Here is a 20124-nt window from a genome sequence, read left to right as displayed (position 1 = left end):
GACAGAATAGCAGCGGGTATTGAGCAGATATACGGTGATTTTGTATCAAACTAGTATACATATGTCAGTCGCGAATTCGCGACTGACATATCAGAATATATAGAATTTCCAAACTATCTTATGATGCCAATTTATTTCGATATTCAATCATTTTTAACAGTGCATCTTTCTTTGATTTAACCTTACAGCGATTGTCTTTTAGAAGAAGTTGCAATGTTACATCTCCCGAGTTCAAAAGACTTTGATTGAGTTTGAAAGCGAGCCTTATCTTCCCATCGTTATCCAAAGTATTGGAAAGGTGATCTATCAAGGTTGGAAGGCTTTCCTTAGTAACAACTAATTCTTCAGGAGACTTAGATGTGGAACCGTTATCTAAAGTATTTAAGCTTGTAACTGTTTTGTCACTATCGCTTTGGCAGGGGGCTTTCAGGTCATCCTCCTCCCAGTCTAATGTTGGGTCCTTCGGGCTACATTCAGTATCATTATTGCGGGATGTGTTTGAAGCAATTTTCGAGGCTTTTTTTTCCTGAAATTTCTCCAATATGTGTTCCTTTACGAGACTTGCTGTAACGGTATCACCTTTACACTTTTCCACATAAAGCTCGTTATAAACCGATTTTACTCTCGCAGTAAGCTCAGACGATGTCTTACTGTCTGTGGGTATTAAAGAGAACATATCTAAATGAGAAGAAGGCATTCGACCGACACTATTAAAATCACCTCCATGAATCATTAGCTCGAACTTTGCCCTATTTATTTGTTTGTAACATTCTTGGGCGCATTTAGAGGTAATATAATTTGAATGAAGCGCGAATTCAACTCCGAAGTGCACCACTCGCTAAATTAGGCAGCCTTGCGTAATTCATTGAATACCGCAACAGGTTGCCTGAAGCCGAGGCACTTTCTCGGTCTGGCATTTAATGCCCGCTCTATTTCACTAATTTGCCTATCCGATACCGTCCGTAAATCGGTGCCTTTCCGGATGTACTGGCGCAGTAAACCGTTGAAGTTCTCATTCAGTCCGCGTTCCCATGATGAGTACGGATTCGCGAAGTAGATATTGGTTTTGAGCTTCTCAGCGACCAGCGCGTGGTCACAGAATTCGCTGCCGTTGTCCGCTGTGATTGTTCGGACATGACCTCGATATTTCCAGAGCATCCCAACCATGGCTCGGGCCACGTCTGCTGCGCTTTTCGCTGGCACTTTGCGTATCAGGTAAAGCTTACTTTTGCGCTCGACTAAACTAACAATCGCGCCCGTTCCTTGCTTGCCCAGAACCGTGTCAGCTTCCCAGTCACCGAACCGCTTTTTCTTGTTCACGATAGCGGGACGATGCTCAATGCCAACGCGATTCGGGATAATTATCCGCTTCGCACGGTCACCTTTACGATACCTTCTGTGACTCTGGCGCAGCTGTTTGTACAACCTACCGCCACGTAATTTATCACGCTGGACGTAGCGATAAATCCATTCGTGACTGACGTGATGACCGATGATTTTACCTACACCAGCAATCTGCTCAGGGCTCCATTTCTGGTTCAGCCCGAACTCAACAAAGGTAATCGTCAGTTCAGATATCCTGAACTTTGCGGCCTGGCTGCGGCGCTTCAGTGCTTTTGCCTGAGCGACTTCCGGCAAATAGTGGTTATCCCGAATTCTATTGCGATTTACTTCCCGGCTGATTGTGCTGTGACTCACGCTCAGACGTTTTCCGATCTCCCGATAACTGAAACCCTCGCGTAAGTAGGCCTCAATCTGGTATCGTTGTCCCTCGATCAACTGCTTGTAACTCATGGTAATACTCTAATTGTTTGGCGACTTTAGAATACCACCAACAGGCAGTTGATCATCTATCACCCGTTAACCATGAGTGGTGCACTTATTATCTGAATTCGGGAGCAATGACTTTAGACTTTCGAAACCTAATATTTCGTAGAGTCGAAACATAGCAACACAATATAGTATTTTTCTTTCCTTTTCTGCATTCTCATCGATTGAATTAATTCTTTCGAGCAATAAAGATTTATCCTCATTTTGATAGGAATAGTCCACAGAGTTGATATCGCATAAGTTTTTAAGTTCTTCATCATTTTCAGCTAGCTGATCTATCTCATTCATTTCTATCTCCTAAATGGTTAAGCAATTCAGTGTTAACGTAATATGTGGCATTATCACATAAAGATGGGTCTAAAATCATTTGCGCATTTTCGCGTAGCATTTTTTCGCAGCAATTAATTGTTTGGATTATTCTTGACTTAGCATTAATCAATGAACTTAGATTATTTGCTATATCCTTGAGACTAGTCTCTTCAATAAAACTTTCAAGAAAGCTTACTTTTTCCATAGGAGTTAGGCTGTTAATGTATTTACTTACTCTTTCTCTCTCGGATAAACGTTTTCTTCTGCATACGGAAGTTTTCTTTTTGCTTTTTACCTCTGACAAGTCACAAGACATATCAATAGCCTCTTGAGTATTTACGAATGACCAATCTAGCCCTTTATCAGCCATGTAACTTTTAACTTTGTTGATAGAGGTCCTACAATGCATGATTTGTCTCAATGCAATAGCTGCTGCTACATCAATATTCCCAACAGCGTTTTCATCGAAGACGGTAGCTTCGGCGTTCGCTGCCAGGAGACTGTCCATATAGGATCTTGCATACAACCCGTGAATACTTTTAAGAAAATCAGTAATTGTTTTAAATCTCTCCTTTTCAAACCCTGAGAACGTATGGATATCGAACAACGCTCTTCTGCATAGGTCTGGTGGCGAAGTTGAAATCAATTTCTTATGTGACCAGTAAAGTTCATCTGACATTACTTTATTGTTCCTTATCTGCCTAATAGGCTCCCACTCATTGATGATATTGTTCGTCATACGTCCTCCAACATTGTTCCGGCAAAAGTTAAGACTACATTGAATGCAACCGCGCTGCTGAGGCTTCGGAAATCTCGAAGCTTTACTCAAATCTTGACTTTTCCTACTGATTCGATTAACAAGTCGAGCCATTAGTTGATAACGTAAAGAAGATATGGACTTTATGAGGAAAGGTTTGTGAAACTAACATCAAGAACTTTTATGCGATCCCGTCGAGGACTTATGATTCAGTGTCTTGTAAAGTTATCTAACCTAGAAGATGACGCATACCGGTTAACTAAACAGGGGCTTGAAGTAGGTTTATATCTTACTCTTCAGGGAAAAGTAGGTTTTTTGAAGTACAAGTACTTTATTAAAAGCCTTTCGCATATAGCTGAAAAGGTGCAAGGTTTCTCTGGTAGAGAAAAGTTTTCAAACAATGGAATGTCCGAGGCCCTTAAATCACTAAATCATCATGGATTTTTGGTTTACGAGTATGAAAAAGCAAACCTGATAGACAAACATGGTGAGAAAAGGGGAGTAAAGATAAAACTGCTAAAGAGAGCAGAGTACAAGTCTTTACTTGAAAAACTAGGAGGTTAAAAATCAACTAAATATTTTAAAAATAATAATTTCATTATTAACGCTGTACTAATAGTGAGATTATTGTGAATACAAGTTTAAAGAAAGTTGAAAGAAGTTCGTTTTTATTATCTCAGATACTCGACAGGCCTGATGTATATGGACATATATCAATAGATATGTTGTCAATCACATTACCAGTACCTGAGGATGAGGCAAAGAAACTGTTGGCCTTGCAGAGGCAAAGAACAGCTGACTATTCAGTCAAGCTCACAAACCTAACTGGGAAGGATGCTGGCAGTCAAAAGTTTAAGAGAAGGCTTGATTTCCACTTCTCCAATGACTCAACTTTAAGTGTACTCCTCTTCGGTCTTAATAAACGCCAGAACCAAGTGAAAATCGTATTCAACCCCAACTCTGTTGGGCCCGGCAGAATGGCAACAAGTCTTGGCTTGATCATGGACTTATGGGGTGAGAGTAATTATAGACTCTGGATGTTACGGGCGAACGTAACACGAGTCGATTATGCTATGGATCTTCCAGACATTCCTATACAACATATCATTACAGACTACGCCTACCGCTCGCCTTACGAAGCATTTTTTAATAAGACCATATTTACAGGCTTTCGCTACGGCACAAAACTTGGCTGCCCTATTATTTTTTATGACAAAGTGCTTGAGCAAGGAGGCGGTTATCGCAGCTATCGCGAGTACACACGGATTGAAAAGCAGCATAAACCAAGAGCTAGAGGGGCTAAATCAATGTTCAAAGTGGCCGAAATGGATGAGCAGAAGTATTCCTTCCAGGGTGTATCTTTTTATGATCCTAAAATCTTGCTCAAAATGCCAGAAAGGATTTATGCACTAATCATCAAATACGGTATCGGAAAAGCACTTACATTGCTGGACGACGAAGATCACAGAATACTTTCAAAACGCATGACCAAGCGAAAATTAATTAAAAGTTCAGAGTTCAAGTCCAAAATAGAAAATTCATTTCAGGAGCAGTTAGGCCAACTGAAAGAGCTACTTGTCGTAGCCTAGTTCCATTCGTTATTAACAGTCGCGAATTCGCGACTGTTAATAATAGTCAGCACAAAAAAACAGAACATATAAGACATCAATAGCGAAAAATGTACTGATGGGCTGTTTATGCATAGGCACTCGGATTTTTCACTATGATTATGCAAAACCATATCTTCGTGAATATTTAACCAAATCGTAAACACATACGATCTTAATAAATTGACTTTTTTCGCCCGGTGAAAAGTCATCATCTGCATGCTTTTTAAGAATTTTTTCGAGAGCATCCAAGTCTAAGATCCTCGGCGGTACGAACACCGCCATGCGCAAAAAAAGATTAAAACCGACAGTGTTATATAACTCTTCAATACCTTTTTTGACTTGTGGAATTGTACCCGCTCGCCTTTCTTCGGAGCCTCGGGGCCGATAATGTTCGACGTTATGTCCTACCCTAATTGCCAATGAATCACAGAGACCGCTTTCATTTACCTTACCATCTTCGTCAATTAAACCTGCAGTGTTAAGATACTTAAATACAGGGATATTTATCTGACCTTTAATCAGTTTTGGAAAAACATCAAAGACGATCGAAGCTGAGTCGTAACCACCATTGTCAAAAATAACATCTCGTACAATATCTTCTCGTGATAAACCAACGAGACCTTGCTTCGCCATTTCCTCAGACTTTTTTATCTTGCTAATGGCACCGTATCCAACCACAAACTCTTGTTGTCCCTCTAAAGCTCCTATATCTTGGGCCTCTTTAACATACAACTTCCCTTTGGGGTCGTTGGTTATTATGAGCTCATATAACTCATCTTTAATCTGTCGAAAGATATGCGCTGGTATCCGACGCTTGACCTCAGACAAAACTTCAAATATATCTCGATAAGACGCAGCCCGGATAAGATTTACTGGCAATGTTTTTAGCAAAACTGACTCTGTCAAAGTTGGCTCATCCAAGTCAGGATCCCATTCAACAAAGATGATGTTCTCCTTAAGAGCATCCATTTTGCTTTCTGGCATACACTCAACAATCTCTTCTAAAATTCCTAATATGTGCGGATCTGTAAGAGAGTACCCGAGAAATATAATGGGGTGCTCAACAAATATTGTTAACAACTTAGATGATAAATATGGATTCTTTTTTTTAAACTTTTCATAGTCCTCTTGAGTTAAAACTAGACTGTTTGGGTCATTGCAACTACCATGAATCTTGTATATTTCGGCGACCCCATAATTTCTACTTGCAAACAATCCTTCCTGTCCAATAAAGACAGAAAATTCACTGAAAATTGACTCCAAAAAAAGATCCCAATTGGTAGTTATAACACCATCAATTTTACTTGACTTTAAGAGTTCTATTTCCTCCCTATAATCTTCGTTTACGTTCTCATGAATTTCTTTTAAATAGCTTGATATTTCCACTTTCAATGGCGAGTCTGATTTCAAAAGATGTTCAGAATATTGAATATCTTTTTCGCCTTTAATCTCACTGTCCCACCACTTTTCGCTGTAGGATTTGGATAGAACACTCGCTATTTTTGTCAAATCCCCATCAGCTTGTGATCTAATTTTTGTGTAATTTTCACCAATTATTTCACAAAACTTCTTCAAAAGATCTTCCCAGTTTTCCGCGCCCAAATAGCGACGAGACATGCCTGATCCTACAAACAGGAAAGGAGACGCGGAAAACTTATTAAAATGATCGGAAAGAAGCTTTTTAAAAGTCACAATTTTTCCTTCTAGAGTCAAATTTTTTCTATACCACCTACGCATACCGTGGATGCTTATCATATAATTCATTCAATCGAAAAATACGATATCAAGCTACTGATAAATACAACATTTATCCCTCAAATTCTTGTGACAACCAAAAGTAATTTTAGCATGCTCAGTAAGCTTCAATGAGGCAGAGTATCTGATTTCTATTTTTCTTTATCTAAGTGACACTAAACGACTTAATTACCCAAAACAATAGCTAAGTGTACAATTTTGTAGAGATGAGCTTACCATGAGTGGCCGGCGCCAATTTCAATACTTTTGACGCGGCGGTTATTTAGGGGCTAAAAATAGACCATATTAGGAAACCGTGGCATGATATACGCTCATTGCTGCCTGTCTGGCTAGGCCGCGACTTTTTCAGTACATTTGACATATCGAGTTAAAATCACTGAGATTAATCGCATCAGCCACTTAAATACAGCCTCGCTTTCTATACTCCGCTTCCCATTCTGCAAAGCGTTTGAGTAGGACATCTTTAGTTTTTCTCTCACGAGCTAATGCTCGTTTACTTTTCTTTTTAGCAGCCTGTTTGTCGAAGGTCACGCCAGATAGTTCTTCTTCAAACATGCTTGGCACAACGTGGCTATAGTGCTGCTCAATCATGGCTGTACTGGTTCCGCATTGCCTCGCAAGCACGTCAATGCGTAGGTGACGGCTCAGTAACTGCCAAGTGATGTAGGTATGTCGTAACGAATAAAGCGATCTGGGGCCGTCAGAGCTACTTCTTAACTCACATTCATCAAGTGCAGCGCTGAACGTCCGTCCCAGTTCTTTTGTAGTGCTTCCATCAGCAAGCCTGAACAGTTTGTCATTGGGCTTTCGATTTGGAAAGCGATCTCTCAGCTCCATGAGCGGATATACAATATCGTCTTTACACACGACCGTTCTTGTACCGGTATGCTTTGTCGTCTTGCCCTTTCGGATTTTGATTTTGAAGATGACTTGGTGGTCTTGGCGTGTCATCTCAATGTCACCCCAGGTCAGTTCTTCCATCTCAGTTCCAGGCCGAATACCGGTGTTAACAACAATTTCTGCATAATCCAGTAATAGCTCACGGATCTGGCGAGTCTTATCTTTTCGACTGTTATCACGCATCGACTCTATAGTTTCTAATACCTGCTCGTATTCTTCACGCGTGAAAGCCGCTCTTCTTGCGCCCTGCTCTCCTGTAGCACTAAGCACCGGAACTTGTACTGCTAGCATCCATTGCTTTTCAACGGCTTCCTTAAAGACCATCTGCAATGCGGCATTGTGATTAAGCAGCGTTGACTTGTTAAGTAGCCGACCGGCTTTCTTGATCCGCCAGATTTCAAACTCTTTTACCTTTTGCTGATCTATCGATGTGACATAGGTTCTGTCGAAGAATGGGATGTGATAGCGCTTCAGCGCGCCGATGTAATCTTTAAAGCTTACCTTACCGCCGCCGTGTAATAGCGCATGTTCCATATTGGTAATAGCAAGGTTCGCGACATCTCGAAACCGCTTACTCCTGGTCAGCGTTCCGGTTTCGGCCTTTATCTTCCATTCCATACGTAGCAGACGCGCTGCCGCGATAGCTTCGTCTTTATCTACTTGCTTGGTTGACTTGCAATACCAAGTCCCGAATAGCTGAAAGCGTGCATACCACTTCTTGCTGTTGTCTTGGAGAAATACGTAGAGAGAGTCGTCTACATTATGTCGTGCGATTTGTGTTGCCATAGCCGTCCGCTTGCAAAGAATAAATACTGCGCTTACGACGAGTATAAACGGCTAAATGAAAATATCTATCTGTTTCCAAATAGAAAATAATAAGTCATGTTAATACACATTAACGTGACCTATCGCTTCTTTAGCTATTTGGTGTCACGACAATCTTCTAGACCATTCTCAACCTCTATGGTTGTATGTGACAATTCAAATTCATCCAAAGCATTCGCTATGCTTTCTTTCAACATTAGGTATTCAGCTTTCGACTCAAATTGACTAACGATGTGAACTGTCGCGACATGATGCTCACCATCTAGTGACCAGATATGCAGGTGATGCAGATTGCTAACAGCATCAAGTTCAAGCAATTTATCAGTCACGTTTTGTAAAAGGTCGTTGTCTGGTGACGCCTGAAAAAACAGTTTTACGGTGCTGATAAGATTTCGGATAACGTTGAACAGAATGAAAAGCGTAAATCCGATAGAAAGAACCGGATCCAGAACAGGCCAGTCTTTGAACTGCATAACAATAGCGACAATGAGTACCGCTACCCAACCTAAAACGTCTTCGAGTAAATGCCAGTTCAGAACTTTTTCATTCAGCGATTTACCACCTTGTAATTTATACGCGGCGAAGCCGTTGACCAGTACGCCAAGAATAGCCAGTGCAATCATGCCTTCTGTTTCTGGCATCTCTGGATTACTCAGCCGTGGCACTGCCTCATAAAGGACCCAGGCAGAACCAACGATTAAAACAATGCCGTTTATCAGCGCCCCGAGTAAGCTCAGCCGCCTCTTGCCATTGCGTTAAAAACTCACTCATTGTTCTCTCCTTTAAGACAATGTTAATCAATCGCCGATTCAATTAATGGCTTTATGGATTGCTGCGTATTTGTATCTCAACCATCGGTGCATGGAACATTACATTCTGTGCTGTATCATGATGCCTGAGCCTGAAGCACTTGGTTGATACGTGACGAAACAAGTCAGTGCTAAGAGAATGAATTATTTAAGGTGATGCGGGTATTACTTCTCATCAATACTGATGTCTCTTGCTTTAGTGTAAGCTTCCCAACCTTCTTTTGCTGCATAAGGTACAATGAGCAATGCCGCCACAGGATCAGCCCACCACCAACCAAACCAATTTACCAATAGCAAACCGGCAAGGACAACGATCGTTTGGTATAAGCAGATAAAGGTATCTTTAGCATCGGCGAGTAACGCCGGGCTATCCAGCTTGCGGCCATATTTTCTTTTGAAATGAATTAAAATCGGGTTGATAAGCAAGGAAGTAACTAAAATGATTAACCCCATAGTGCTCCAGCTTGACGTTTGCTGACTAAGAAGTTTTGTAACGGAATCATAAGATATAAATATGCAGACCAAAGTAAATGATACGGCAATCACGTAGAGAGTGATTTTCTTCCGTCTATTTACTTGTTTTTTATCAATTCCCTTAAGTTCGCCGTGTAGACGCCAGCCTAGCGTGGTAGCGCTTAACACCTCTATTGTACTGTCCAATGCCCACCCTATGAGCGCTGAACTATTAGCAATTATTCCTGCGATTAAAGCTACTATGACTTCAATTGCATCATAGATGACATTTAATATTTGAAGCGTTCTGGCCTTTTTTAAATCACTTTTTCTTGTTGGTTCCATATTTTAACTTTTATATATTCCATCCAATAAAATCTTCATATTTTTTCGCACTCGTTCTATACTTGTTTCTTTAGAAGTCAAGTAAGCTAATTACGCCATTTCCAAAACTTGCCTGAGTACAGATAAGCACTGCGTACATGGGGTCCATTGTGACCAGGTTTTATAAAAGGGGCCTACCACATTTTCCAGACAACATTTACTAAAAAGGAAAAGAAATGACATTTGCTTGCGGGCTTGCAGACAAATGTTTAATTCTATTCATCACGCGCTTTATCTGAACGTAAGTATTTCTACAACGCAGCCACTGCCCCGATTAGGACCATCACTACCAGTAGCCAGATCAAACCCATACCTATCATCATTTCAACCCCCATCGTCTCTCCCATACAATTCATCATGATTTATGTACTCCCTAATTGAACCACCCGCATTTATGTAAACCGGCAAAGCCATAATGACGTCAAATTGAACCATCATAGACCTTAGAGTGCAGTACCCTTAGACTAGAGGTAGGCGGGCTCTCTTGGCTCCAATTTTTCCATAGGTTTTTGCGTTCGCTTTTTGTTGACAAAGACTTGGCTCATTGAGCTTATTAGGTAGCCAAGCACGAAAACCTAAAAAGCCATATAAACAGTGCCAAGGTAGTATGAGCAGTCTCTTGCCATTGCGTTAAAAACTCACTCATTGTTCCCTCGTTTTTGGCGATGTTAATCCATCCCTGATTCAATTAATGGCTTTATGGATTGTTGCGTATTTGTACTTTAACTATTGGTGCGGGGATCATTTGGCAAGGCCTGACTTTCCTAGACACTTTCTATGTCCTTAAAATACTGCCTGTCATATTCTGTTGGTGACGTGCTTCCGTTGGCAGGATGAGGTGTTCCGGAAGACTATTACATTTGATGATTTTTACTATTACAACCTGATAAGTAAGCGGAAGAGATTTCTTGACATTGTTCGTAGGAATGAGGCCTGACTTTGCAAAGAATTTGCAAAGCTTCTCAATGTAAACATATACCCATGATTTCAATAAAGTAATATATGCGCATTAATTTCAAAATCCGTTGCCTTCGGGCGTGGCGGTTCAAGTCCGCCCACTGGTACCACTCTTTTCCCTAGCGGAAGAAACAATCAACCGACCTTTGAGTCGGTTTTTTTGTGTCTGAAATACAAAAGCACGGCGTGGCGTTCGAGTATCGGCCCAGCCAAATGTAAAGCGTGACTGTCCCTTTTATTGTTCGTGCCTTATCTCAATTTCGGCAGACAACCACATCGATAATATAATCCGCTTAACCACCTATTCTTACAACCCTACTCATGTCTGAAACTGTTTCGCCAATCTCTTGGACTCAGCCTGTGACGTTGCTTAAAGTGCTGGCGAAACGATGTCGCGGTTTGAAAGCCAACCTTTTCTGCTATCGCATCTATCGACAATGAGGTCATTTCTAACAATTCACGCCCTTGTCGTAATCGCTCCCCAATCAACCACGCCATTACCGACATACCTGTCGCTCTTTGGAAGTGTCGCGTAAACGTCCGCCGACTCATGGCCGTGCGCGCGGCGAGGTCATCAATGGTGTGTGATACTGCGATGTTTTTTCGTAAATAGTCCAATAGCCGGTTGATATGCGCATCCTGAGTAGAGATAGCAACAGGCTGCTCAATGAACTGCGCCTGTCCACCTTCCCTGTGCGGAGGGGTCACCATCACGCGGGCCACTGAGTTAGCCACTTTACCACCGTGATATTCGCGCACTAAAAACAAGCAACAATCTAACCCTGCTGCGGTACCTGCCGACGTCACTATGCGGTCATCTTCGATATACAGCGCATTGGTATCTAAGTTTACATTTGGAAATCGACGGCTGAAATCTTGCTCAGCCAACCAGTGCGTGGAAGCGCATTTACCGTCCAATAAGCCGGCATACGCTAGCGCGTAAGTACCATAGCAAAGTCCCACGACGTAGGCACCCCGGTGGTAGCAGCGCTGTAACGCATCGACCAGTTCTTTTGACGGTGGCTCATTGAGATCGTGCCAGCCGGGTACGACAACAATATCCATATCATTTAATAGCGCCAGTCCTCCATCGGGGGTGAGCGTCATCGCTCTCTCTGAAGCCAGCGGTTGTCCGTCCGGTGAAACAATTTTAAGTTCAAATAACGGACTATCCGGCAAAAGCATACCAAATATCATATAGGGAACAGAAAAATGAAAAGGGCTGAAACCGGGATGCACAACGAGCCCGACTTTTGGTAATGGCATACTCCACCTCCTTCAAAACGATTGTCCGCCGTCTACCTATTGGCCCAATAGTTTCGAACATTGTCATCAGGGTCAATGTTTTTAACACATTGCCTTTTATATTATTGCTTGCGTTATCGAAACAATCGTACCGGAGACAATAATATGTTCAAAACAGCAATAATTGGTTCACTCATCTTGGCGACTGTGGCTTTGCCTGGCAAAGCACAGACCGAACCTGCGTTACAAGACGCCACACATACAATTCAACACATTCGCAACGCCACCCTAAAAGTAACCTACGGCGATACAACGTTTCTTGTTGATCCCATGCTTGCCGATAAAGGCGCTTACCCGGGGTTTGAGAACACCTATCGAAGCGATTTACGTAACCCGATGGTGACCTTACCCATGCCCGTTGAAACACTACTCAAGGATGTAGATGCCGTGATTGTCACGCACACGCACCTTGATCACTGGGATGATGCAGCTCAACAGCACATAGCCAAAGATATTCCGTTATTTGTTCAAAATACCACTGATGCCGGGCTAATTCGCTCACAGGGCTTTACCGATGTGCGGGTGCTCAGTAATGAAGATAGCTTTAGTGGTGTAACCCTTCATAAAACGGGGGGACAACATGGCTCTGATGCTATTTATTCTGTGCCTGCTTTGGCTGAAATCCTTGGCAATGTTATGGGCGTAGTGTTTGAAGCATCCGGTTATGAGACGACCTATATCGTTGGCGATACGCTTTGGCGTTCAGACGTTGAACACGCCATACAGCAATACCAGCCTGGCGTGATTGTCCTGAATACCGGCGCTGCAGAGGTCACAGGATTTAAAGACGACCCGATTATCATGGGTAAACAGGACACATTGCGTGCGCATCGCGCAGCACCTGATGCCACTATCGTTGCTGTTCACATGGATGCGGTAAATCATATGACTGTAAGCCGAAAAGAATTAAGAGAATACGTTGAGCAGGAAGGCATTGAAAAAGCCACTAAAATTCCGGCCGATGGTGAAACACTGACCTTCAAGTAAAAAGAACATTTATTTACTTACCACAAAGAGGATTTACACTATGAGTAAGCAGGCACTGATTGTTGTTGACATACAGAATGAGTACTTCCCGTCAGGAAAACTGCCGCAGGTAAACATTGAAAAAACCGCTGGCAATGCTGCTAAAGCGATAGAACATGCCCGTCAGCAACAGAATTTGCTGATACATATTCATCATGAGTTTCCCGACCCGGACGCACCTCTATTCACGCCGGGATCGGAAGGCGTGAAGATCCATGAATCTGTGGCACCGAAAAACGACGAAACGGTTATTCTTAAAAATTACCCAAATGCGTTTTTGAAAACCAATCTCAAAGAGCTTTTGGACCAGCATAATATTGAAGAAGTGGTGATCATTGGCGCGATGAGCCACATGTGTATCGAGGCAACGGCAAGGGCAGCTTCGGATTTCGGTTATAATGTCACTATTCTGGAAGATGCCTGTACCACGATGGATCTTGAGTTTAACGGCATCAAGGTTGCCGCATCCCAGGTCCATGCAACCATAATGGCGGGTATTGAGTTTGCTTATGGTACCGTCAGTAGCGTCAACTCCTATATCAATAGGTAACAGGGATTCGTTCTCATCTGGCCATCTTTGTCGTGGAAAGTCAGAAACATGGCACCTCACCGGATTATCTTAACAGTAGACATCATGGTGGGGTTTGATAGATGGCTGGAAAAAGACTGAATACGGGTAGTTGTGCTTTGCAAAGATTTTGCAAAGCACTAACTCGTAAAATTAACGTGTTGATTTATTTATATTAAATTAAAAGCAACGTTTTCAAAATCCGTTGCCTTCGGGCGTGGCGTCCGAGTGTCGGTCCAATCAAGTCCGCCCACTGGTACCACTCTTTTCAAGTCTACAGGAAAGAGAAAAATAAGCCGACGCAAGTCGGTTTTTTTGTGTCTGCTGGTACGAATTCTGTTCAAAGGTTTCTTCGCTAATCAGAGCCTTTTCCAACAAAACTGCTGCGAGCGGTTATTTTCGGCTTCCAATGAAGCTGATGCCAATGCTTTTGGCTCGTCAGCTGACAAACGGGAATTCCAATACCCGAGTTTGATGGTGAATAGTTGTGATGATATTGCGAGATATTAATAGAGCATTGCCCGGGATAGATATTAATTCAAACTCTATCTACTAAACCGGGCTGCTCTTTCACTATAAGATTGAGCACATCTGCAAAGTGACTTTTACATAACGTTATCAGATACGTTTGACCACACTTCGTTATACTCAAATTGATAGGTAAGGGGGACATCCAGGTCATGACGAGCCCTCGAAGGTATCTCGTCATCTTGAATAAAAAGAGGGTCCTCATCCGTGATCCCCTCGGAGTCGTAATATAAAACCACCAGAACAAGTTCTAAATTCATGTCCCGATAGCTTAATAAATCTCTTAAATCTGTTGTTTCAGCTACTACTCGGCTGTCACCCGAAGCCAGTACGTCTTCGACACGCCATATAAAGCGATGCCCTTCTCCGGCCATTTCTAATTACCAGTAAATCTTTTGTTACACTCTGGATAGCTCGAACAGCGACCTATCGTTTCCATTCCACTGGTCGTTATAACTGTTTCAGACGAAGTCTTCTCTTTATCGCCGGTTGCGAATGCAGGAAGAGAAAATAAAGTGAAAAATAATGCTGCTGCAGGTACTTTGATAAGATTGGTCATTGTGACGCTCCTTAATTTTTATTTTGAGAGCGCAAGTTATACTATGGCAATTCAAACGCTGCTTGACGTTATCTTTACCAATCATTACAAAGTGATAATAAGTCCTGACAGTACATTACATTTTATTACATGAAGCTTACTTATTCATATTGAGACAGGAATTGCATGGAGCAGAAGTACATAATTGCCCACAATCTCACCTATATCCCAAAACGCGGGATCATCATTTATGATGGTGGGAAAATTGAACTGGCAAACCTCCAGCGACAAATTCTGGAGTTGTTTTTATCGAACAATGGCGCCCCTGTTACCAAAGAAGCGTTATTCGAACTATGGCCAGCACAGAGTATAGCTTCAGAGCAACAACTTGCCACTGCAATATCAAGGCTTCGCAAAAATTTTAATCAGGCAACCGGCGAACCTGGCGTCCACTTTATTAAAGCGGTGCAGAACGTTGGGTACGAATTTATTGCACATGTTCAGATTGTCTCAAATGAATCGACGGCGGAGCCTGATGAACCTGAACATAAAAGCAAGGCTTCAAGGTTAGTTCAATGGCTACTGTTGCCAATTGCCTGCGTCATTTTAACCGCCATAGTAAGCGCGTTTTATTTTAATAAAGACCTGTCAGAATTCACAGCCGGAGCGGCTGTTGGTTATGTTGATTCCTCGAACGATAAGCGCGAACCTGCATTCTCATCATTTAGTGATGAGTATGCTTATGGCGTGAAAAGCGATGGCGATGAATACTGGCATGTTCTCGCATTTGAGTCTTCAAATGCTGGCAGTATAGAAATAATAGCCCCGAATGCAGATATAAGAGAGCCCGTATGGATTGGCAAAAAGCAGCTACTGTACGTCGAGAAAAGCGCAAAATCCTGTGAGTTAATGCAGGCTAGCCTTGATTATGAGCAAGCTACATACAGCAGCAAACCGATTATATCCTGTAACCCTGCTAGCATTACAATAGATATCGCTTATCTAAAAGGTGACCGCATTTTGCTTGCGCAGATTCCGCCCGGCAATAGCCAATCCCAACTTTATGTGTATGATTACTCGACTGGTGAGCTATTGTCTCAGCGAGCACCAGGTAAAAAAGGCATTGGCATTTATGCAGTATATACATCTCCTGACGGAAAGTTTCTAACAACACTGCGAACAGAAGATAATTTCTCCACTATTGTAGAGCTTTACGATTCAGACAACCTATACGAAAATCTCTGGCGAACTGATATCGACTTTACGATGTTTAGTATAGCAATGCACAATACCTATCTTGTTTTTAAACGTGATAACGGGGTATTTACGGGGCTAAAATACCACAATTTACAGCTTACTCCCCTGATAACACTAACACACCCGGCCTATTATCCTACCTACCACCCGGATGGGTTCGCGTTTATTGATGGTAATTTCAGCGCCAGCAATCTATTGATGAGCGGCAATAAAAGAATGGCCCCGGTTAATAAGCCGGTAACAGCTGACGAGTCATCTGCAAATTACCTTTTGGCTGTTCATAAAAATGATATTTTTTACAGTTCGGACAGAACTGGCACAAATCAAATCTGGAAGTTCGATATAGATACCGACTCACATGTTCAGCTCACACGCGCCCCGCTAGGCGTTGATGCGCTTCAAATGTACATCAGCTCAGATGGCAGCAAGTGCGCGCTCATCCGTCGGGGCCGAATCACCCTGTGCGACTTGACACAGAAGGCATTGACACTGGGCGCGCAGTTTGAAGGCCGATCGCCCACATTTGATTCTCACTCTGTTTTATATATAAAAGAGCAAGATGCGCAGGGTGTGGTTTACAGAATGAACCCGCGGACTAATGAGCATCACAAAGTCGGTTTGCCCCCTGCCCGGCGAATTGCAAATACCGAGCATGGCCTTTTCATACAAAAGCAAAATATAGATGGAATATGGCGGGTAAACGATAGTGATGAGGAAAGATTAATAGCTACGAATACCACTCCACTTAGTTTTGAGTGGGAAATTGTCGGTGATAGTCTATACACTCAAACAACTTCGGACGCGCAGATAAAGAGATTTGATATAGTGACCGGCGACCCGCTACCTGTAGAGCTTAATCATCAGTGTAATGTTGTATATGGCTTGGCCGAAGACTATTGCGTCAGAGTGGCGCGACAACGTCCTAAAAACAGATTAATGGCAATCAGTCTTGATTTGAATGAGCAATAATAACGTCCCGCGGTCAGGATGACTTGCACTCGGCAAATGCTTTCTGGTTTTTGTATTTTCTCTGTAATAACTATCCAGCTTCCTTTGTCTAGGCATCGCTCTTCATATGCACTCCAACAGAACTATCATTTTCATACTATTTGTCTGCAGACCGTACAAATAAATACTGTTCGCCAAAAAGTTTCTTTTACTTTGTGAAATTTAAAAACAGCTGACTATCTACTTCATCTAAAAATATTGACCAAAAGTTCAGTTACTTTTGACTTCAAGCAGTTGTAAGTTTATTCCGCTAACGTTCATCTGATTAGCAAACTATTGGGATTCTATCAAAAGGAAATTTGAATGAGAGAACTAACTTTCGACGAAGCAAATTATGTAAGCGGTGGAATAGTGGCGCTTTATTGGGTAGGAGTAGGAGCAGTATGGGCTTATCGTTCATATAAAACAGTACGATTTGTTTCGCAAGCAATGGCTGGAGGAGCCTTGTACGATGGCGCAAAGTCAATGATTCCATAATTGTACACGCGTACGGCCAAATCCGTACGCGCTTTTTGGAGTGTAAGTATGCGTATAAATGAGTGTCACTGTCCGTGCTGCGACAGTCAGATAGGTCTGCGAGCAAAACTAAAACTATTGTTACATGAAACAGTCACATGCCATTGTTGTGAAGCTACGTTAGTCGTTAGTATTTTTTCAGCTGTGCTCGCAACCTGCTTATTGGGTGTACCCGCCTGGCTGTTATTCGACGAACTCCTGACGACTATTGATATCCACAAATTCGTGAGACTTTTTTTAGGCTTCAGCGTTTGTATGTGTGTGGCTCGACTTGGATTTCCTTTCGCTAATCTGATTCAGGTAAGGCGTTGACTAATCAATCTGACTATTTACAGCTCCCCTGACGGCCTACCAGTCTCTTTCAACCGTTATCAGCCTGACTAAGTACACGTACTTGGTTAATCGGGACTCTGTGTCTGTAATGGTCAAGTCATTTGCACTAACATAGCGTGTTACACGCTGTGTTCACAATTAAGAACTCTATTTATGCAAGTCATCACTACAGCGTAGCAACAGAGCGAAAATAGGATTGACTATAAAATTCTATTTACTACTATTGGCGCTGCTTATCATCGCGCCTGTCCATGCTCGGGGAGATACCATGCTAGGTATGATTTTTACGGTCGTCTTTATTGTCATTATGCTGGTTTTATACTGGATCATCGTGGCCGAAGTAGGTAAAAAAGATAAAAGCTGAGCCGGTATGTGCTAGTCGTTTAAGATGCACCGCGCTCATAAAAAAGCGTAAGGGTAAATACCGTCGCGCATCAAATAGCTACGCCAGGTTTCTGCATCACATGCCCCTGCCAACCTGGTTTTGTTTTCTATTTCCAGCTCCACGTTGTACCAACCGCCTTGTCGAAATTTTGCTCAGATTTGATTATCAGTTGTTATCACACTGGTGGCACTTGGCTTTTATAGCCAAAGCATAAATTAACACTCTTTTTCGCACTATACATCCAACTCGGCAGTCACTTTTACAGACAAACTGAAGCGTATAAGCATTTTCAGGTTAGTACTTATTTAAAAACCATTGGAACTCACAGGAGCAATACCGCGGTATAACTTAACATACCCATCGGGAACGATTAATTGTCATCAATCTCTGTTTTTTCTTAGGAATGTTCTCTAAAGTTGCGCCGTCAAAAATGACAAGCAATATATAAAGGACTTATTTAATGAAACGTATGTTAGTTGCAGCTGCTATCACTACCTTCTCAATGAACGCATTTTCTGCTCAGACTTTTTCCAATGGCCCTACGTGGGATTTCGTTGAGGCTGGCTATAGCAAGGCAGATGTAGACGATATCGATATTTTCGAACCATCAGGTATCAACCTGGAAGGATCTGTGTCAGTTGGCGAAAACTTTTTTGTAAATGGTGCTTATCGCAACCTTAGCGATGAAGAAATGACAGTGGAGCTGGAGCTGAGTCAGTTGAGCCTGGGTGTTGGCTATCGTTACGGTATGACTAAAAGCACTGACTTATTTGCAGCTGTCAGCTTTGAAAACCTAAACGCAGAAGCTAAGCTCGATGGTGACAGTTTTGTCGAGGGTGATGAAAATGGTTTCGGTGTTGCTATAGGCGTTCGCTCTATGGTTATCGACCAGCTTGAGCTATCTGCACAAGTTAAACAAATCGAATTAGACGAGACGTCTACAACCGGCTTCGAGGCTGGAATAAACTATTACTTCACGCCCGCTCTTGCGATCGGTGCGACTTATGAAGATCGCGATGAGTTCACCTTTACCGGTGCACACCTGCGTTACGCTTTCTAAAACTCAGCGGGCCAAAGGCCCGCTTTTTCATTGTTCTATAAACAGTTACTTTGTGTTGTTTCGTTCGCTTCGTTTAAATGGCCCGCCAATCACCAGCTGGCTTTGGCATCGCTCTTATAGCCGCGCCAGACAAAACCCACCCCGACGCTGTAAGTAACATCTTTTTCGTATAACGGGCTTTCCTCATTACTCGCGCCATGATGAAGCTGCATTGATGCCCCAAAGAACCCACGCAAGTTCTTCATTACCGGAAAAGCCAAACCGGCCGATACTTCAGCGCCAAGGTATCCACCACCAGCATTATAAGCAGGCCTGAATCCGGTCTCGAACTCAGGAGTAACCTGATAAAAATAGTCGTGTAGTTTTTCGGTAGCCCATGTCATTCGGGCGGAAAGACTAAAACCGGTATCGGGCGTAAATACACCGCGTTGCTGATACCGTAATGTTGGCTCGAACACGTAGCCTCTGGCATCAATGTGACCAAAATCTGTGGAAAACACAGCTCTTGTCTGCAACTGGGCAGCAAGCCGCGCGTTGCCACCACCATTGAACGAATAGTCTTGAATTTTATAAATCAGTTGCGGCCCGACCTCGAATAAATAATCCAGTTCAGGCATACCTTCGCGCACCGTATTATCGTCACTGTCTGCAGCAAATGCGCCGCCAAAACTGATATCGAGTTCCAGCTTTTGGTTTTCTACTACAACAGCGCGCGCCCCGCCCTGCCCGCCAATTCGAATAATGTCACCCCGGTAGATTGCATAAGGCAGCGCTAACGCAACAGTGTTTCGCTCACCGGATGCAGGGTAATCAGGCACCTCAATCGCGCCGCCACCTATACCCACCTCCCACAGTGGCTGCTTCTCATCCAGGGCTTCAAACCCGGTCAGGTTGCGATTGGGTGATGTGTCAGTCTGCTCATCCTTTGTTTGAGCTATGCCAGCAGGGCTGATGGCTATGAACACTATAAGAAGTAAATATTTTATTGAGAATTTGAACACTTACATCCCT

The 20124-nt window shown here is 42.7% G+C and carries 18 protein-coding genes and 1 pseudogene; 7 read left to right on the top strand and 12 right to left on the bottom strand.

Annotated features, from left to right (window positions below):
• Nucleotides 1-118 precede the first annotated feature (118 nt).
• The 4 genes from FBQ74_RS03765 to FBQ74_RS03750 form a co-directional block, all read right to left on the bottom strand.
• On the bottom strand, nucleotides 119-733 hold the full coding sequence (locus FBQ74_RS03765; protein WP_139755390.1) for a hypothetical protein: 615 nt from the start codon (nucleotides 731-733) through the stop codon (nucleotides 119-121).
• 110 nt (nucleotides 734-843) lie between these two features.
• Nucleotides 844-1794: an IS30 family transposase gene (locus FBQ74_RS03760; protein ID WP_139754917.1), complete on the bottom strand. Its 951-nt coding sequence runs from the start codon at nucleotides 1792-1794 to the stop codon at nucleotides 844-846.
• A 66-nt stretch (nucleotides 1795-1860) separates the two neighbouring features.
• Nucleotides 1861-2118 carry a hypothetical protein gene (locus FBQ74_RS03755; RefSeq protein WP_139755389.1) on the bottom strand — a complete coding sequence of 86 codons (258 nt, stop codon included), beginning with the start codon at nucleotides 2116-2118 and terminating at the stop codon, nucleotides 1861-1863.
• On the bottom strand, nucleotides 2111-2818 hold the full coding sequence (locus tag FBQ74_RS03750) for a hypothetical protein (protein WP_139755388.1): 708 nt from the start codon (nucleotides 2816-2818) through the stop codon (nucleotides 2111-2113). Before FBQ74_RS03750 ends, FBQ74_RS03755 begins: the two co-directional genes overlap by 8 nt.
• 237 nt (nucleotides 2819-3055) lie before the next feature.
• Here FBQ74_RS03750 and FBQ74_RS03745 point away from each other — a divergent pair, with 237 nt between their 5' ends.
• Both FBQ74_RS03745 and FBQ74_RS03740 read left to right on the top strand, forming a co-directional pair.
• On the top strand, nucleotides 3056-3460 hold the full coding sequence (locus tag FBQ74_RS03745) for a hypothetical protein (RefSeq protein WP_139755387.1): 405 nt from the start codon (nucleotides 3056-3058) through the stop codon (nucleotides 3458-3460).
• Nucleotides 3461-3525: 65 nt separating this feature from the next.
• A complete protein-coding gene (locus FBQ74_RS03740; RefSeq protein WP_139755386.1) occupies nucleotides 3526-4485 on the top strand; it encodes a hypothetical protein in 960 nt (319 codons plus the stop codon).
• A 138-nt stretch (nucleotides 4486-4623) separates the two neighbouring features.
• Here the strand turns inward: FBQ74_RS03740 and FBQ74_RS03735 are convergent, their stop codons facing one another.
• The 5 genes and pseudogenes from FBQ74_RS03735 to FBQ74_RS03715 form a co-directional block, all read right to left on the bottom strand.
• Nucleotides 4624-6198, bottom strand: coding sequence for an SIR2 family protein (locus FBQ74_RS03735; RefSeq protein ID WP_139755385.1), 1575 nt, complete (start codon nucleotides 6196-6198; stop codon nucleotides 4624-4626).
• 462 nt (nucleotides 6199-6660) lie between these two features.
• Nucleotides 6661-7947 (bottom strand): tyrosine-type recombinase/integrase, encoded by a 1287-nt coding sequence (locus tag FBQ74_RS03730; protein WP_139755384.1) that lies wholly within the window; start codon nucleotides 7945-7947, stop codon nucleotides 6661-6663.
• A 134-nt stretch (nucleotides 7948-8081) separates the two neighbouring features.
• Nucleotides 8082-8735: pseudogene (locus FBQ74_RS03725) on the bottom strand (cation diffusion facilitator family transporter); the annotation flags it as partial.
• Between the two features lie 225 nt (nucleotides 8736-8960).
• The gene (locus FBQ74_RS03720) at nucleotides 8961-9593 is read right to left on the bottom strand and encodes a cation diffusion facilitator family transporter (RefSeq protein ID WP_015067954.1); all 633 of its coding nucleotides are present in this window, start codon (nucleotides 9591-9593) and stop codon (nucleotides 8961-8963) included.
• A gap of 1311 nt (nucleotides 9594-10904) precedes the next feature.
• Nucleotides 10905-11855: a GlxA family transcriptional regulator gene (locus FBQ74_RS03715; RefSeq protein WP_139755383.1), complete on the bottom strand. Its 951-nt coding sequence runs from the start codon at nucleotides 11853-11855 to the stop codon at nucleotides 10905-10907.
• Between the two features lie 144 nt (nucleotides 11856-11999).
• Here FBQ74_RS03715 and FBQ74_RS03710 point away from each other — a divergent pair, with 144 nt between their 5' ends.
• Together FBQ74_RS03710 and FBQ74_RS03705 are read left to right on the top strand one after the other, a co-directional pair.
• Entirely contained in the window at nucleotides 12000-12881 is an 882-nt protein-coding gene (locus FBQ74_RS03710) for an MBL fold metallo-hydrolase (RefSeq protein ID WP_139755382.1), read from the top strand.
• 40 nt (nucleotides 12882-12921) lie between these two features.
• The gene (locus FBQ74_RS03705; protein ID WP_139755381.1) at nucleotides 12922-13470 is read left to right on the top strand and encodes a cysteine hydrolase family protein; all 549 of its coding nucleotides are present in this window, start codon (nucleotides 12922-12924) and stop codon (nucleotides 13468-13470) included.
• Nucleotides 13471-14093: 623 nt separating this feature from the next.
• On the opposite strand, the gene FBQ74_RS03700 is transcribed toward FBQ74_RS03705, so the two are convergent.
• Nucleotides 14094-14390: a hypothetical protein gene (locus FBQ74_RS03700; protein WP_139755380.1), complete on the bottom strand. Its 297-nt coding sequence runs from the start codon at nucleotides 14388-14390 to the stop codon at nucleotides 14094-14096.
• A 2-nt stretch (nucleotides 14391-14392) separates the two neighbouring features.
• Nucleotides 14393-14575 (bottom strand): hypothetical protein, encoded by a 183-nt coding sequence (locus FBQ74_RS03695; protein WP_139755379.1) that lies wholly within the window; start codon nucleotides 14573-14575, stop codon nucleotides 14393-14395.
• A gap of 165 nt (nucleotides 14576-14740) precedes the next feature.
• On the opposite strand from FBQ74_RS03695, the gene FBQ74_RS03690 reads away from it, so the two are divergent.
• The 3 genes from FBQ74_RS03690 to FBQ74_RS03685 all read left to right on the top strand — a co-directional run bounded on the left by FBQ74_RS03690 (nucleotide 14741) and on the right by FBQ74_RS03685 (nucleotide 19113).
• Nucleotides 14741-16780, top strand: coding sequence for a winged helix-turn-helix domain-containing protein (locus tag FBQ74_RS03690; protein ID WP_139755378.1), 2040 nt, complete (start codon nucleotides 14741-14743; stop codon nucleotides 16778-16780).
• Nucleotides 16781-17122: 342 nt separating this feature from the next.
• Nucleotides 17123-17296 carry a hypothetical protein gene (locus FBQ74_RS18905; protein ID WP_168190597.1) on the top strand — a complete coding sequence of 58 codons (174 nt, stop codon included), beginning with the start codon at nucleotides 17123-17125 and terminating at the stop codon, nucleotides 17294-17296.
• Between the two features lie 1217 nt (nucleotides 17297-18513).
• Complete coding sequence (locus tag FBQ74_RS03685) at nucleotides 18514-19113, top strand: porin family protein (protein ID WP_139755377.1); 600 nt, start codon at nucleotides 18514-18516, stop codon at nucleotides 19111-19113.
• An 89-nt stretch (nucleotides 19114-19202) separates the two neighbouring features.
• Here the strand turns inward: FBQ74_RS03685 and FBQ74_RS03680 are convergent, their stop codons facing one another.
• Nucleotides 19203-20114, bottom strand: coding sequence for a MipA/OmpV family protein (locus FBQ74_RS03680; RefSeq protein WP_232371968.1), 912 nt, complete (start codon nucleotides 20112-20114; stop codon nucleotides 19203-19205).
• Nucleotides 20115-20124 lie beyond the last annotated feature (10 nt).

The sequence above is a fragment of the Salinimonas iocasae genome (genome assembly GCF_006228385.1).
GTDB lineage: Bacteria > Pseudomonadota > Gammaproteobacteria > Enterobacterales > Alteromonadaceae > Alteromonas > Alteromonas iocasae.
The sequence above is the reverse complement of the archived record's forward strand: the minus strand, read 5'-3'. Positions and strand labels throughout refer to the sequence as shown.